The following is a 16,721-nucleotide window of genomic DNA, read 5'->3' as shown; positions in this document are numbered from 1 at the left end:
AGAAAACATGCTAAAACTATTAACCCCCTATTATTTTAATAAATTATCAAAGGTTATAATACCTATATTAGCTATATCTACTTGCGTAATGATGATTATAGGTCTTTATTTAGCCCTCATAGTTTCGCCGGTAGATTATCAGCAAGGTGATTTTGTACGCATTATGTATGTTCATGTCCCTGCCTCTTGGATGGCTCTTGGTGTTTATGTTTTCATGGCAGTATGCAGCTTTAGCTGTTTAGTATGGAAAACTACTATTAGCTATTTGCTAGCCGTAGCTTCTAGTTACGTTGGGGCTACTTTTACTTTGATTAGTTTAGTAACAGGTTCTTTATGGGGAAAACCTATATGGGGGACATGGTGGGTTTGGGATGCAAGACTTACCTCAATGCTCATATTATTTTTATTATATTTAAGCTATATTATTATGGTGAATAGTGCGGATAATATAAGAAAGGCACAAAATCCTTCTTCTATTATTGCTCTTATCGGACTGATTAACATACCGATAGTAAAATTCTCGGTAAATATTTGGTATAGTCTGCATCAGCCTGCTAGTGTTTTAAGGCTAGGGAGTCCAACTATTCACTCTTCAATGCTAAAGCCTTTAATTATCATGTTTATTAGTTTTATATTATATTTTCTATTAGTATTACTTTTAAGAACTGCTATATTAATCGACAAAATCAAAAACAGATAATAAAATGACTTATGTTGTAACCGATGAATGCGTAAAATGTAAATATACCGATTGTGTTGAAGTATGTCCTGTAGATTGTTTTTATGAAGGTGAAAGGGAAGATGATTTTATGTTAGTCATTAATCCTGATGAATGTATAGATTGCGGCGTTTGTGTTCCTGATTGTCCTATAGGTGCTATTAAACCTGAATCACCGGGGTTAATAGAATGGGTAGAACGTGCAAAAGATTTTATAGAAAATAAAGGATGGAAAAATATTACCAAAAAAAAAACTGCTTTGCCTGATGCCGATAAATTTAAAGATGAGAAAGATAAGTTTAATAAATACATAGGTTCTGTGAAGATTTCTAATTGATTTGTTATTTTGAGATATTTTTAAGCGAAAATTATAAGATTTTTGAATGAATAGGATTAACTATTCATTCAAAAATCTTATACATGAATTAACTATATGTGTTTATTTTATCACAAAACTTAATAAAAGTTTTATTATGTGAATCTAATTGCCGATTAAATATAGAACTAAAAAATATAATATGTTATATATGCCATTAAGATAATGTTTAATTATTTAATTTGAGGTGCTAATCATGAAAAAGTTACTTTTAATAGCTGCTACAAGTGCAACAATTTTGTCTTCTAGCGTATCATTTGCTGAGGGCATGGATCATGAGTGGTATTTAAGAATAGATACCGGTGCAGCAATGTTTAATGAAGAAAAAGATAAGGCAACCGGTGTTAAATTAAAATCTAATACAACTGTTCCAGTTGCTTTAGGTATCGGTTATTATATTTCCGAAAACTTTAGAGCCGATTTAACTTTAGGTACTATAATCGGTGGTAAGTTAAAGAAATCCGGAGCTGCGACTAATGCACCTTTTACCCGTACTAATGTTTCAGCAAGCCATAAACCTACTATTACACGTTTACTTATTAACGGTTATGTAGATTTAACTAATTTTGATATGTTCGATGTTTTTGCTGGTGCCGGTGTTGGTCCTGCATTAGTTAAAGAAAAAATTACATATAATGGGATAACCGGTCTTTCATCTAACACTAAAAACAGAACTAATATTTCTTACAAGCTAACTTTAGGTACTTCTGCACAAATTGCCGACGGTGTTAAAGTAGAACTAGCTTATAGCTGGATAGATGATGGTAGAACAAAAAGTAAGAATGTAATTTACCAAGGAACAAGTGTACCAACCGGTGGTATGCATTATCAAAGCCATAACTTAACAGCCGGTATAAGATTTGATATATAATTAACAAGAATATATTAATAGTTTTAGGTAATAACCTAATATCATACCGTGGCTTACGGTATCTAGAAATAAAAAAAAAAAGACTGGATTCCGGTGGTGGTTAAGCCACGGAGTGATATTAGATGACAACTCAGAAATGTCACTTAAAGCTATTTTTTATCGAATTTAGGTAACAATTGTAAAATTATTATCTAATATCGTTTTTACTAACAACTAATAAAATTTAAAGGAAAAATTTAACAATATGAAAAAATTACTTTTAATAGCAGCTGCAAGCACCGCACTTTTAACTTCTGGTCTTTCATTTGCTGATTGCGATATGAATTCTTCTGTAGCTTCATCTACTAATTCATCGATGTCATCATCTGTGGAAAATCAATGGTATTTAAAACTTAATGCCGGTGGTGTGATTTTTAACAAAACAAAACCTAAAGGAGCAGATTTTAAGTTAAATAATATAAAGTCTAATACAGGATTTACAGGTGAGATCGGTGCGGGTTACTATATCATGGATAATCTAAGAACCGATTTAACAATTGGAACGGTAGCAAGTAGTAATTTAAAGAAATCAAAAACTTATCCAGACGGTAATTCTTTCTCAGTAAAAAATAAACCTACTATTGTAAGTGTATTACTTAACGGTTATGTTGATTTCGTCGATTTAAGCATGTTTAAAGTATTTGCAGGTGCAGGTGTTGGTGCTGCTTTTGTAAAGGAAAAAATTAACTCTAAAGATATTAAAGGTGGTGTAACTGACACTTTCAACGGTACTACTAAAAACAAAACTAACTTTGCTTATCAATTATCTTTAGGAACTTCATTTGAAGTTGCACAAGGTGTAAAAGCTGAACTAGTTTATAGCTGGAGAGATTATGGTAAAACAAAAAATACCACCAAAACTATTGACGGGGATAAAGTTAAATTTGGTGGAACCCGTTATAAAGGTCATAACTTAATTGCAGGATTAAGATTTGATATGTAATTAGTCTGAAATCTTTTTACAAGCTATTAACACGAAAAAGGAGTCTTTATTAAAGACTCCTTTTTTTGTTTGTATGTTTTGGTATTGCCTACGTGGATACTGAGACGTCATGAGCTAAGCGACTGCAAGGTATTATCGCATGATTCAGCTTTTTTGTCATTGCGAGGAAAATTACGAAGTAATTGACGAAGCAATCCAGTAAAAAATTCTGATTTACAGTATTTTGATTATTTTTCCTAGATCCTACGGCTGCAGAGTTGTTGTATGGTTAGCCCGTACGATGTCATTCCCGCGGAAGCGGGAATCCAGAAAAATAACTTCAATATTGATATACATATTTGGTAAACTAAAAAAACTTGTTTTTTGATGTTTTACTAGATTCCCGCTTCTGCGGGAATGACATAAACTGAGCCAGGCAACAACACCTACAAGCTTGCAGAGTTATAGTAGAGATGGCATTGATATTCATGCCAACAAACTCTTAATCTAAAGACTCTTTTTGCCTTTATAAAACGTTACGTTTATTTGATGTATTGCTGCAAAGCCTAAATAAATTTTAATACGTTCTAGAATAATATCTTGATAATAAGGTAATTCTGCTGCAGTAGCATTATCTTCAGCTTGTATAAACAGCGTATTAATCTTTTGTTTTTTATAAGTATAGGTGGTGATTTTTAAAGGTAATGCTTTAGTGCTGAAGTTAAACCCGACTATTTTATTCCAGTTAATCATGATTTCAGGCAGCAATGGATGTTGTTTAGCAAATATACGCCTAACTATTTTATCGATATCCTCTTTAATTAGCTTCATTTTAATAAACTCTGCACTGTTAAAGTTATGACGGCTAAAGCAAGCATTATAGATATTACGGGAAAATGTAAAGATGTAATCGATATGATCATTAAAAATATATTACAAACTGCTATAATCGATACTACTTGTTTATGAGATTTGCCTTTTTGTACTGCTTTTTGAAAAAAATGTTTTAAATGAGGCTGCCAAATTTTTTCTTTATTGAGTAGCCGAATTAATATGGTTAGCACTGCATCAGTGATGTAATATAAGCTAGCAATAGCACAAGCTATAAATAAATTAGTGCTTGTAAGAGCCAGCAGGAGCAAACAAAGACCCGTTAAGAATCCAAGACTAATACTTCCCACGTCTCCTAAAAATATTTTTGCCGGGTGCCAATTAAATATTAAAAAACCACAAGAACAACCAAGAATAATAACATTTACACTAGCTATAAAATATGGATTATTAATAGTCGGAAATTGTAAAAAACATAATATAAGCATAGTGCTAGATAGATGGATAGATTCCACACAACTCATACCGTCTATACCGTCCATAAAATTATATATATTAATAAAACCGCTTAAAGCTATAACTAAAATAGAATATATTAGTATATGTACAGAGTTTAGCTGCGAAAAAAGAAAAATAGCAAAAGCTGCACAAATTAAGTGGACTATTAAACGAATTAGAATAGGTACGGCTTTTAAGTCATCTAAAAAGGAAATCGAAGCAATTGCCAATAATAACGGTAATATTTTTATTGAATTAACAAAGTTATTGCTCGTTATATATTCAAACCCGCTCAAAGCAATCATTACAACAACTACAATAGCAAGACCGCCGCCGCGCGGTGTTATCTTATCATGAGAACGACGGTTACTTGGTATATCAACTAAACCGATAGTAGGAAGATATTTAGTTAATATATATGTTAATATAGCGGTGGATATAAAAGAAAAAATAAATAATGTGCTGTAGCTATTTATATTCATAGGAATATATTAGATTTAAAACTATAATATTTACGGTTTGGCATGTCTCTACTATCTTATTTGTCATATGAATGTTGGTTTTTGAAGGTTCAGGGCTACCGCTTGGATGATGATGCACAAGTATAAGGCTGCTTGCTTCGTTAAATAAAGCTCGTTTAATTATCTCACGTGGATATACCGCAGCTTGGTCTATAGTTCCTTGACTTAAAACCTCATCAGCAATTAAAATATTTTTCTTATTCAAAAATAATATACGAAATTGCTCGAGTCGCATATTGCCCATATTAACTTTTAAATAATCAATCCAAGAACTCCAAGAAGCATTAATATTTTTATTTATTATTTTTTGTTTCAATACTCTAATGTATCAGCTCACGTAGAGCAAAATTGATATATAAATTTTCATTGGTGCCTTTAATACTAAGTAGCCTTTCCTTATCAAGGTTAATTAAATCCGTAATATCAAAATGATCAAGTAATTTTTTAGCAAGAGGTTTGATGTCTTTACGAGGGATAGCCGAAAATAACATTACTTCAAGTAATTCGTAATCAGAAAAATGTTCTGCTCCAGCGGCAACGAAGCGTTCTTTTACTCTTTTACGGTGACCTATATAATGAGGCGTATCTATTATTTCATCATTACTAAATTCTAACAAATTATTTTCTAACATTCTTTATGTTTATTCAAATTATAAATAAAGTAAAATGTTGCTGATGTCATTCCTAGCTAAAAGCGGGAATCCAGTAATCTTTAATGTCATCCTAGCTAACTTGATTGCGGGATCTAGTCTTTTTAAATGCTTTTTGGATCCTGTGGTCAAGCCACGGGATGACACTGAGTGCGTTTTTTGATCCACGCAACAATGTCCCGCGGGAATGACATAGATAGCCATACAACAAAATCAATTTTTACCCTACAGTTTAGTATGGAGGATAATCAAGTTTTTTAGGTGATAACGTAAATATTTCAAAACCGTCTTTAGTCACGCCTATAGTATGCTCAAATTGAGCCGATAATGATTTATCACGTGTAGTAACTGTCCATCCATCTAGTTTACTTAATATAGTGTCATAATTACCGGCATTTATCATAGGTTCAACGGTGAAAAACATCCCTTCTTCTAACGTTAGACCCGTGCCGCTGCGACCGTAATTTAATATTGACGGTTCGTCATGAAAAACTCTTCCGATACCGTGACCCGTATAATCCCTAACCACAGAATAATTATGTTTCTCGGCATAGCTTTGAATAGCATGTCCGATATCACCGAGTTTAGCACCGGGTCTAACTACTTCAATCCCTTTCATCATTGCATCATAAGTTACTTGAATAAGACGCTTGGGCTTAATTGCTACGTCACCGACATAATACATACGGCTAGTATCACCGTACCAACCGTCTAAAATTACCGTAACATCAATATTTACTATATCACCGTTTTTTAACGGTTTATCGTTTGGAATGCCGTGACAAACCACATGATTTATAGAAGTACAAATCGATTTCGGAAAGCCTTTGTAATTTAACGGTGCAGGAATGGCATTATGAGAAGTAATAAAATTATGACAAAGGCCATTTAAACTATTAGTAGTGACATTCGGTTTTACGTGATCAGTAATAAAATCGAGCGTCTCTGCAGCTAATTTTCCTGCTGCCCGCATCTTTATGAAATCTTTGCCCGTGTGGATTTTTATGGTCATGAATTTTGGTTACCTTTCGCTCAAAAAAATATATTTTCATAATACAAAATGGCTCTTTTAATGTAAATAACTTATCCTATTATTGTGAGAAGTGCTGCTATGTTACTTGATGTAGGTTTTGGATATTATATAATTGCTAATATAATTATTATTTAATATAATGGGTGTAGTGAGGTTATTATTTGCTCTTTCTGTTGTGGCTGCACATTCAACTTCTCATCCATTGCTTAAATTTATAGGTACAACAATTGCAGTACAATCTTTTTTCATGATTTCCGGCTTTTATATGGCTATGATTCAGAGCAACTATACAAGCAAAATAAAATTTTGGAAACGTAGATATTTAAGGCTTTATCCTACTTATATCTTTTGTATTTTAGTTACTTTCTTCTTGCAGCAAAAATTTTCTTTTTTAAGCAATTGTGTAATCTTTCATTTCCGGCTGGTTTTTTTAATTTTTGCAAACCTAACAATGTTGTTGCAAGATGTAACAATGTTTATTGGAATTAATAATAATACAGTACATTTTACAAAATACTTTATTGACTCCACGCCTCCTCTTTATCAATTTTTGTTGATACCTCCTGGTTGGTCAATTGGGCTAGAAATTTCTTTTTATTTAATGGCACCTTGGATTCTAAAAAAGAAAAATATCTATATTTTATCCATAATTTGTATATCTTTAATTACTAGAATTATTCTTCAGTTTAATGGATTTATAGGAGATTCTTGGTCTTATAGATTCTTTCCTTCTGAACTTGCAGTTTTCTTAATTGGTAGTCAAGCATTTTATATTTATACTAATCAAGAAATAAACGAAAAAAAGTCTTGGCTTAGTCAATTACTCTATTTATATATTATATTAATAATTATTACTTTTCCGTTTATCCCAATAGAGCCTCAACTAAAAAAATTACTTTTTTATTGTTTATTTGCTCTATCTTTAGGAAAAATATTTGACTTAACCAAAGATAATAAGTTAGACAAATTAATTGCTTTACTCTCTACCCAATATATTGTTGTCATTTAATTGTCTTGTATAATATATTACCTGTTATTTCATATTGGGCTGATAATGGGACATTTCTTAATACGTTGGTTACTTTTATAACAGTAATAATATTTCTTTATTGAAAAGCCTATAGAGTATTATAGAAAAAGATATAAAACTCATAATTTAGCTTAATATTTAAAACTATGCTATATTACATAAATAAAATTCTTTCAAACAATAAGGTACAAGCGGTTATCTTAGGGATAATCGGGCTTGGGATTGTTACTGTTCTCACGTCATATAATATAGACGATCCGTCGTTTAACTCGGTCACAACAGAGTACCATAGTAATTTAGTAGGAATTTTTGGCTCTTATTTATCGGATTGTTTATATCAATTTTTTGGGTTGGCTGCTTTTATCATACCGCTTGCTTGCTTTGTTTGGGGGAGAAATTGTTGGTATGGAAGATATCGCGGCTCATTTATCCGTATGTTTGTAATGTTGCTTGCTCTCGTTAGCAGTAGCACATTATTATCTAAGATTAAGCTAGAATTCATACCGGCAAATGCAGGTGGAGCTATCGGAATAATAGCTTCTAATTTTTTTGAGCGATTTACAAATCAACTATACTTATTATTAATATTTTTTACCTTTATTATATTAGTTGTTTTATTTGAAATTAAATTTACTTCTTTAAGTAATTTTATTATTAAGATAGGGAAATTTTTAATCTATCGGATACAATCTTTTTTACATAATGTATTTTCACGATTGTCGTCGATAAGATTATTCCCTACTAAAAACAATGATAAGATAAATATAACTTCTTCTTACCAAAAGCCTGTAAGTGAAAAAGTAAAATTTCCTGAAGAAGCGAGATCCGTACCTGCAAATCCTATAAAATTCTTTAGCAAACCTGTTAGCCCTAAAATATCTCAAAGCGAAATAGCAGAATTGCCGCCTATTTCGTTATTACGTGATCCTGAAAAACATCATGTAAAAGGAGCTTCGTCCTCAGAGCTTAAACAAAAGGCTGAAGAGTTATTAACCGTGCTGAATGATTTTGGAGTTAAAGGGCAGATAATTAATATCAATCAAGGACCGGTGGTAACTCAATATGAATTTGAGCCGGCAGCAGGTACGAAAACATCAAGGGTAGTAGGATTATCTGACGATATAGCACGCTCACTATCTGCTTTATCAACAAGGATAGCAGTCATACCCGGCAAAAATGTACTTGGTATTGAGCTTCCTAATAAGCAGCGTGAATTCTTTTGCTTAAAAGAACTTATAGAGACCCCAGAATACCAAGACAAATCAACTTTATTGCCGTTAGTCTTGGGTAAAGATTTAGCAGGTAAGCCGCTGATTGCCGATCTTGCTAAAATGCCTCATTTATTAGTAGCAGGAACCACCGGCTCGGGTAAATCCGTCGGTATTAATGTGATGATTGTGTCGCTCTTATACCGCTATACTCCCGAAGAATGTCGCTTTATCATGATTGATCCGAAAATGCTTGAATTATCGGCTTATGATGGAATACCGCATTTGTTAACTCCTGTGGTAACCGAGCCTTCTAAAGCGGTAGTTGCTCTTAAATGGGCAGTTAAGGAAATGGAAAACCGTTATAGAATGATGAGCAATATCGGTGTTAAGAATATCGCAGGTTATAATGCAAAAATCTTAGAAGCGGTTAAAGAGAATAGGGTAATTGAGCGTTCGATTCAAACTGGTTTTGACCCTGAAACAGGTAAGCCTATTTACGAAACCGTTACAATGAACATGGAAAAACTGCCTTACATAGTGGTTATTGTTGATGAGATGGCTGATTTAATGTTAGTTGCCGGTAAGGATATTGAAATGCTGATTCAAAGGCTTGCTCAGATGGCAAGAGCGGCAGGCATCCATATTATTATGGCAACGCAAAGACCTTCTGTAGACGTTATTACTGGTGTCATTAAAGCCAATTTTCCAAGTCGTATTAGTTTTAAAGTTACCTCTAAAATCGATAGCCGAACGATTTTAGGAGAGCAAGGTTCCGAGCAGTTACTCGGTATGGGTGATATGTTATTTATGGGGAGTACTTCCAAGATAAGTAGGGTACACGGACCGTTTGTTAATGAAGCCGAAATTGAGCAAATTACGGAATATTTGAAAGAGAGAGGTACGCCTGAATATATCTCTGCCGTTATCGAGCAACCTGAAGAAGACGATAGTAGCATTGATATCGGTGACGGCACCTCTGATGACGTGCTTTACAAAAAAGCTGTGCAGATAGTGCGTGACGAACGCAAGTCTTCCATTAGCTATATCCAAAGGTCGCTTAGAATTGGCTATAACAAAGCTGCCAACTTAGTTGAGAAGATGGAGAAAGAGGGAATAGTCTCACCACCGAATCATACAGGTAAAAGAGAGATATTATTGTCTGAGAGGTAGGGTATTTTTTCGTCATGCGCTACGCAGCCGTAGGCGTTGTTGCATGGCTCTTATGTCATTCCTGCGAAAGCAGGAATCCAAGAAAAAATTATAGATACAGCAAATTTTTGAAATTTAAAGCTCGCTTTATGCTGGATTTCTGCTTTTGCAGGAATGACATAAATATATTTATCATTGACATTCGAATTTGATAAAGCTTTAGGACAAAAGCTTTTACAAAAAGCAATATATGCCGGTGATTTAGAGTTAGTAGAAACTTTATTTATATAGTAAAGGTGTTGATGCCCAGTACAAAGACCAATTAGGACGTATAGCTCTGCATCATGCTATAAAAGCTAATTGCGGTGAAGAATTAATACAGTTTTTAATTGAACACACTGCGTATATTAATTATCGTGATAAATCAGGTCTAACACCGCTGGTTATGGTGAAGAGTAATCATTGTGTCCCGGTTACAGAATTAATGTATGATGATGTTATTAAGGTGTTAGGAGAATATGGATACTAAATAGTCATTGCAAGCAGGCATTGCCCGCGTGGAGCGATTCCCTCCCTGTCATCCCATGGTTTGTCCACGGGATGACACCCAGCAGATTTCTCGAGCCATGCAACAAGGCCAACACCGCTACGGAATGACATATCATCTATACATAAAAATATCATCTATGTTATTAATTATAATAGACATATTAAAAAAGTTGCGTTATAACACTTTTTAAGTGATTTAATTTTGATTAAGGTTTTACATATGGCGAATATTTCTCCAAAATTATTTAAAAAAGCAATACAACAAGGTCTTAAAGCCGCTTTATTCACCACCTCAACCGCAGCGATAATGCTGAGTAGTAGCGGGGCACTCGGTGTTGCTACAGGTGTTATTGCTACTAATAATAATGCAGCATTTAGTAATAATGTTGGCAATAATAATTGGAATGAGATAACGGCTGCAGGGGTAGCTAATGGTACTCCTGCTGGCGGTCCTCAAAACAATTGGGCATTTACTTACGGTGGTGATTATACTGTCACTGCAGATGCAGCCGATCGTATTATTAAGGCTATAAATGTTGCGGGTACTACTCCCGTAGGTCTAAATATTACTCAAAATACCGTCGTTGGTTCGATTATAACGAAAGGTAACTTGTTGCCTGTTACTATTACTGCCGGCAAAAGCTTAACTTTAAATGGTAATAATGCTGTTGCTGCAAATCATGGTTTTGATGCGCCTGCCGATAATTATACAGGTTTAGGAAATATAGCTTTAGGGGGAGCGAATGCTGCACTAATTATACAATCTGCAGCTCCGTCAAAGATAACACTTGCAGGAAATATAGATGGAGGAGGTATAATAACTGTCAAGACAGATGCTGCCATTAACGGAACAATAGGTAATACAAATGCATTAGCAACAGTGAATGTAGGAGCAGGTTTGCTACAAGTACAAGGTGGAGTGGTAAAAGCAAATACAATAAACTTAACGGATAATGCGTCAGCAGTGACATTTACGAATCCTGTAGTGGTGACCGGAGCGATAGATAATACCGGTAATGCAAATAATGGTATAGTAACGTTTACCGGTAATAGTACAGTAACTGGGGATATAGGTAATACAAATGCATTAGCAACAGTGAATGTAGGAGCAGGTACAGCCACGTTAGGGGGAGCGGTTATTAAAGCTACTACGACTAAATTAACGAATGCTGCGTCGGTATTAACCCTTACAAATGCAAATGCAGTATTAACAGGTGCGATTGATAACACCACAGGCGGTGATAATGTAGGTGTCTTAAATTTAAATGGTGAATTAAGTCAAGTAACTGGGGATATAGGTAATACAAATTCATTAGCCACGATAAGTGTAGGAGCAGGTACAGCCACGTTAGGGGGAGCGGTTATTAAAGCTACTACAACTAAATTAACGAATGCTGCGTCAGCAGTGAAATTTACGAATCCTGTAGTGGTGACTGGAGCGATAGATAATACCGGTAATGCAAATAATGGTATAGTAACGTTTACCGGTAATAGTACAGTAACTGGGGATATAGGTAATACAAATGCATTAGCAACAGTGAATGTAGGAGCAGGTACAGCCACGTTAGGGGGAGCGGTTATTAAAGCTACTACGACTAAATTAACGAATGCTGCGTCGGTATTAACCCTTACAAATGCAAATGCAGTATTAACAGGTGCGATTGATAACACCACAGGCGGTGATAATGTAGGTGTCTTAAATTTAAATGGTGAATTAAGTCAAGTAACTGGGGATATAGGTAATACAAATTCATTAGCCACGATAAGTGTAGGAGCAGGTACAGCCACGTTAGGGGGAGCGGTTATTAAAGCTACTACAACTAAATTAACGAATGCTGCGTCAGCAGTGAAATTTACGAATCCTGTAGTGGTGACTGGAGCGATAGATAATACCGGTAATGCAAATAATGGTATAGTAACGTTTACCGGTAATAGTACAGTAACTGGGGATATAGGTAATACAAATGCATTAGCAACAGTGAATGTAGGAGCAGGTTTGCTACAAGTACAAGGTGGAGTGGTAAAAGCAAATACAATAAACTTAACGGATAATGCGTCAGCAGTGACATTTACGAATCCTGTAGTGGTGACCGGAGCGATAGATAATACCGGTAATGCAAATAATGGTATAGTAACGTTTACCGGTAATAGTACAGTAACTGGGAATGTAGGTAATACAAATGCATTAGCAACAGTGAATGTAGGAGCAGGTTTGCTACAAGTACAAGGTGGAGTGGTAAAAGCAAATACAATAAACTTAACGGATAATGCGTCAGCAGTGACATTTACGAATCCTGTAGTGGTGACCGGAGCGATAGATAATACCGGTAATGCAAATAATGGTATAGTAACGTTTACCGGTAATAGTACAGTAACTGGGAATGTAGGTAATACAAATGCATTAGCAACAGTGAATGTAGGAGCAGGTTTGCTACAAGTACAAGGTGGAGTGGTAAAAGCAAATACAATAAACTTAACGGATAATGCGTCAGCAGTGACATTTACGAATCCTGTAGTGGTGACCGGAGCGATAGATAATACCGGTAATGCAAATAATGGTATAGTAACGTTTACCGGTAATAGTACAGTAACTGGGAATGTAGGTAATACAAATGCATTAGCAACAGTGAATGTAGGAGCAGGTTTGCTACAAGTACAAGGTGGAGTGGTAAAAGCAAATACAATAAACTTAACGGATAATGCGTCAGCAGTGACATTTACGAATCCTGTAGTGGTGACCGGAGCGATAGATAATACCGGTAATGCAAATAATGGTATAGTAACGTTTACCGGTAATAGTACAGTAACTGGGAATGTAGGTAATACAAATGCATTAGCAACAGTGAATGTAGGAGCAGGTTTGCTACAAGTACAAGGTGGAGTGGTAAAAGCAAATACAATAAACTTAACGGATAATGCGTCAGCAGTGACATTTACGAATCCTGTAGTGGTGACCGGAGCGATAGATAATACCGGTAATGCAAATAATGGTATAGTAACGTTTACCGGTAATAGTACAGTAACTGGGGATATAGGTAATACAAATGCATTAGCAACAGTGAATGTAGGAGCAGGAATAACATTACAAGCTGGAGGAAGCCTAGCTGCGAATAATATAGATTTTGGAGCCAGGAGTACTTTAGAGTTTAACGGACCTCTTGATGGTGGTGGTAAAGCAATCCCTTATTATTTTAAAGGAGCTATAGCAAACGGCAATAATGCTATATTAAATGTTAATACAAAGTTACTTACGGCATCTCATTTAACTATAGGAACAGTTGCAGAAATCAATATTGGAGCTGGTAATCTTTTTACAATTGATGCAAGTGTTGGTGATGTTACTATATTAAATGCTCAAAATATTAATTTTAGAGCTCGAGATTCTGTTTTAGTACTTTCTAACTTAACCGGAGTCGGAGTAAATAATATATTATTAGCAGCTGATTTAGTAGCTCCCGGTGCTGATGAAGGTACGGTAGTCTTTAATGGTGGGGTTAATGGCCTGAATATTGGGAGTAATGTAGCAGGTACCGCTAGAAATATCGGTGATGGAGGCGGTAATAAATTTAACACTTTACTTATTTATAATGCCGTTACAATAACTGACGATGTAAATTTAGAAGGTATACAGAACGTGCTTATTAACAATAATGCAGATTTTACTAGTAGTACAGCATTTAATGCTGGTGCTATACAAATAAACGATGCTACTTATACGATTGATGCAAATAATGGTAATTTAAATATACCGGCAGGAAATATTCAATTTGCACATGCGGATGCTCAATTAGTATTACAAAATAGTTCAGGAAACGACCGTACGATAACACTAGGTGCGAATATAGACCCTGATAATGACGATGAGGGTATAGTAATATTAAATTCTGTAACTGCAGGAAAAAAATTAACGATAGCCGGAGGCAAGACGTTTGGTGGAGCTCATAAGTTACAAACTATATTGTTCAAAGGAGCGGGAGATTGTAGCACGGCAGGTACCACTTTTAATACAACAAATATAGTGCTTGATATTACAGGTCAATTAGAACTTGGAGCTACTACGGCAAATGTAGTTTTATTTAATGATGCTGTTCAATTAACGCAAACCGGTAATATTGGCGGTTTCTTAGATTTTAATGCAAAAAACGGTATGGTAACATTAAATAACAATGTAAATGTTGCGGGAGCAGTCCAAAATACCGGCGGTACTAATAACGGTACGTTAATAGTTTTAGGTGCAAGTAATCTTAATAGAGTAAACGGGATTGCTATGTTAAAAGTAGGTGCAGGAAATGTAACTATTGCCAAAGGCGGTAACGTTAAAATCGGCGAAATCCAAGGTACAGGCACAAATACTTTAACATTACCTGCACACTTTAACTTAACAGGCAGCATAAATAAAACCGGTGGTCAGGCTCTGAAGCTAAACTTCATGAATGGCGGTAGTGTTAGCGGTGTTGTAGGGACTGCGGCTAATTCGGTTGGTGATATCACAACGGCAGGTGCTACAAGTTTTGCAAGCAGTGTTAACGCAAAAGGTACGGCGACACTTGGCGGTACTACAAGTTTTGCCAATACATTCACTAATACAGGTGCGGTTACTTTAGCCAAAGGTTCTATCACTAGTTTTGCTAAAAATGTAACGGCTACCAGCTTTGTAGCTAACAGTGCTACTATTAATTTCGGCAATAGCCTAGCCTTTAATAGTAATATAACAGGTGGCGGTACTACACTTACTTTAGGTGCAAATCAAGTAACATATACTGGCACCGGTAGCTTTACCGATACGCTAACCTTAAATACTACTTTTGACGGAGCAGCTAAGTCAGGTGGTAATATCTTAATTAAATCAGGTAGTACTCTTGATTTATCAGGGGTTTCAACTTTAGCACTTGTTGTTACTGCTACTAATTTCGACATGAATAATATAAGCCCAGATACAAAATATACGGTAATATCTGCAGAAACAGCAGGTGGTTTAAAGCCTACTTCTAAAGAGAATGTTAAAATAACTATTAATAATGACAACCGTTTTGTTGACTTTACTTTTGATGCATCGACTTTAACGTTATTTGCAGAAGATATAGCTGCAGATGTTATAGATGAAGATTTTGCACCGGGTGGGCCGCTTGCAAATATCCCAAATGCTGCAAATATAAAGAAATCGCTTGAGTTAATGGAGGATGCTCCCAATGGTTCAGATGCACGTCAAGCTTTCAATAACTTTGGTCTAATGACACCGCTACAGGAAGCAGATGCTACAACTCATCTCATTCAAGATGTTGTAAAACCTAGCGACACTATAGCTGCCGTTAATAATCAAGTTGTAGCGAGTAATATATCAAGTAATATAACTGCTCTAAATGCTAGAATGGATAAAGTACAATCAGGGAATAAAGGTCCTGTTTCTTCTGGTGATGAAGATATGGATGCTAAGTTTGGTGCGTGGATAAGCCCGTTTGTCGGTAATGCAACGCAGAAGATGTGTAACAGTATAAGTGGTTATAAGTCTGATACAACTGGTGGCACTATAGGTTTTGACGGCTTCGTTAGCGATGATCTAGCACTCGGACTTGCATATACAAGAGCCGATACTGACATTAAGCTAAAAAATAATAAAACGGGCGATAAGAATAAGGTAGAGAGCAACATCTATTCTTTATACGGTTTATATAATGTACCTTATGAAAATCTCTTCGTTGAAGCTATAGCATCTTACTCAGATAATAAGATAAGAAGCAAATCAAGACGTGTTATTGCAACGACACTAGAGACTGTCGGTTATCAAACTGCAAACGGTAAGTATAAATCCGAAAGCTATACAGGTCAGTTAATGGCTGGTTATAACTATATGATGCCTGAGAACATTAACTTAACACCGCTAGCTGGGCTTAGATATTCGACTATCAAAGATAAGGGCTATAAGGAAACCGGTACTACTTACCAAAATCTTACCGTTAAAGGCAAGAACTATAATACTTTCGACGGTTTACTCGGTGCTAAAGTATCAAGTAATATCAATGTCAATGAAATAGTGCTAACACCTGAGCTTTACGCAATGGTCGATTATGCATTCAAGAATAAAGTTTCGGCGATTGATGCAAGATTACAAGGTATGACTGCTCCTCTTCCAACCAACAGCTTTAAGCAAAGCAAAACAAGTTTTGATGTCGGTGTCGGTGTTACTGCTAAGCATAAAATGATGGAATACAGGATTAACTACGATACCAATATCGGAAGTAAGTATTTCGCTCAGCAAGGTAGTGTAAAAGTTCGTGTTAATTTTTAATTAACCGTTCTATAATCATAAAAAAAGCCTATATAGT

Annotated in this window: 13 protein-coding genes; 8 read left to right on the top strand and 5 right to left on the bottom strand. The window is 35.1% G+C overall.

Going from position 1 to position 16,721, the window contains the following annotated elements; translation table 11 throughout:
* The first annotated feature begins 7 nt into the window (after nt 1-7).
* The 4 genes from RSA_RS06360 to RSA_RS06345 all read left to right on the top strand — a co-directional run bounded on the left by RSA_RS06360 (nt 8) and on the right by RSA_RS06345 (nt 2,947).
* The gene (locus tag RSA_RS06360) at nt 8-700 is read left to right on the top strand and encodes a heme ABC transporter permease (protein ID WP_012151393.1); all 693 of its coding nucleotides are present in this window, start codon (nt 8-10) and stop codon (nt 698-700) included.
* A 4-nt stretch (nt 701-704) separates the two neighbouring features.
* Nucleotides 705-1,055, top strand: coding sequence for a ferredoxin family protein (locus RSA_RS06355; RefSeq protein ID WP_012151392.1), 351 nt, complete (start codon nt 705-707; stop codon nt 1,053-1,055).
* A 235-nt stretch (nt 1,056-1,290) separates the two neighbouring features.
* On the top strand, nt 1,291-1,965 hold the full coding sequence (locus tag RSA_RS06350) for an outer membrane beta-barrel protein (protein WP_014365062.1): 675 nt from the start codon (nt 1,291-1,293) through the stop codon (nt 1,963-1,965).
* 244 nt (nt 1,966-2,209) lie between these two features.
* Nucleotides 2,210-2,947: an outer membrane protein gene (locus tag RSA_RS06345; protein WP_014365061.1), complete on the top strand. Its 738-nt coding sequence runs from the start codon at nt 2,210-2,212 to the stop codon at nt 2,945-2,947.
* 486 nt (nt 2,948-3,433) lie between these two features.
* On the opposite strand, the gene RSA_RS06340 is transcribed toward RSA_RS06345, so the two are convergent.
* From RSA_RS06340 to map, 5 genes are all read right to left on the bottom strand, one after another.
* Nucleotides 3,434-3,757, bottom strand: coding sequence for a DUF721 domain-containing protein (locus RSA_RS06340; RefSeq protein WP_014365060.1), 324 nt, complete (start codon nt 3,755-3,757; stop codon nt 3,434-3,436).
* The gene (locus RSA_RS06335; protein ID WP_014365059.1) at nt 3,754-4,737 is read right to left on the bottom strand and encodes an MraY family glycosyltransferase; all 984 of its coding nucleotides are present in this window, start codon (nt 4,735-4,737) and stop codon (nt 3,754-3,756) included. The genes RSA_RS06340 and RSA_RS06335 overlap by 4 nt, the downstream gene beginning before the upstream one ends.
* On the bottom strand, nt 4,724-5,092 hold the full coding sequence (locus RSA_RS06330; RefSeq protein WP_014365058.1) for a JAB domain-containing protein: 369 nt from the start codon (nt 5,090-5,092) through the stop codon (nt 4,724-4,726). Before RSA_RS06330 ends, RSA_RS06335 begins: the two co-directional genes overlap by 14 nt.
* A gap of 4 nt (nt 5,093-5,096) precedes the next feature.
* A complete protein-coding gene (locus RSA_RS06325; RefSeq protein WP_014365057.1) occupies nt 5,097-5,408 on the bottom strand; it encodes a UPF0758 domain-containing protein in 312 nt (103 codons plus the stop codon).
* Nucleotides 5,409-5,658: 250 nt separating this feature from the next.
* Nucleotides 5,659-6,438 (bottom strand): type I methionyl aminopeptidase, encoded by a 780-nt coding sequence (map, locus tag RSA_RS06320; protein WP_012151385.1) that lies wholly within the window; start codon nt 6,436-6,438, stop codon nt 5,659-5,661.
* 160 nt (nt 6,439-6,598) lie between these two features.
* Here map and RSA_RS06315 point away from each other — a divergent pair, with 160 nt between their 5' ends.
* The 4 genes from RSA_RS06315 (at nt 6,599) to RSA_RS06305 (ending at nt 16,684) form a co-directional block, all read left to right on the top strand.
* Nucleotides 6,599-7,468, top strand: coding sequence for an acyltransferase family protein (locus tag RSA_RS06315; RefSeq protein ID WP_014365056.1), 870 nt, complete (start codon nt 6,599-6,601; stop codon nt 7,466-7,468).
* A 167-nt stretch (nt 7,469-7,635) separates the two neighbouring features.
* Nucleotides 7,636-9,870, top strand: coding sequence for a DNA translocase FtsK (locus tag RSA_RS06310; RefSeq protein ID WP_014365055.1), 2,235 nt, complete (start codon nt 7,636-7,638; stop codon nt 9,868-9,870).
* A gap of 310 nt (nt 9,871-10,180) precedes the next feature.
* Nucleotides 10,181-10,378, top strand: coding sequence for an ankyrin repeat domain-containing protein (locus tag RSA_RS10370; protein ID WP_081498237.1), 198 nt, complete (start codon nt 10,181-10,183; stop codon nt 10,376-10,378).
* Nucleotides 10,379-10,618: 240 nt separating this feature from the next.
* Nucleotides 10,619-16,684, top strand: a complete 6,066-nt coding sequence (locus RSA_RS06305) for an autotransporter outer membrane beta-barrel domain-containing protein (RefSeq protein WP_014365053.1) — start codon at nt 10,619-10,621, stop codon at nt 16,682-16,684.
* Nucleotides 16,685-16,721 lie beyond the last annotated feature (37 nt).

The organism is Rickettsia philipii str. 364D (assembly GCF_000283995.1).
Taxonomy (GTDB): domain Bacteria; phylum Pseudomonadota; class Alphaproteobacteria; order Rickettsiales; family Rickettsiaceae; genus Rickettsia; species Rickettsia rickettsii.
This window is presented reverse-complemented; position numbering and strand designations above follow the sequence as displayed.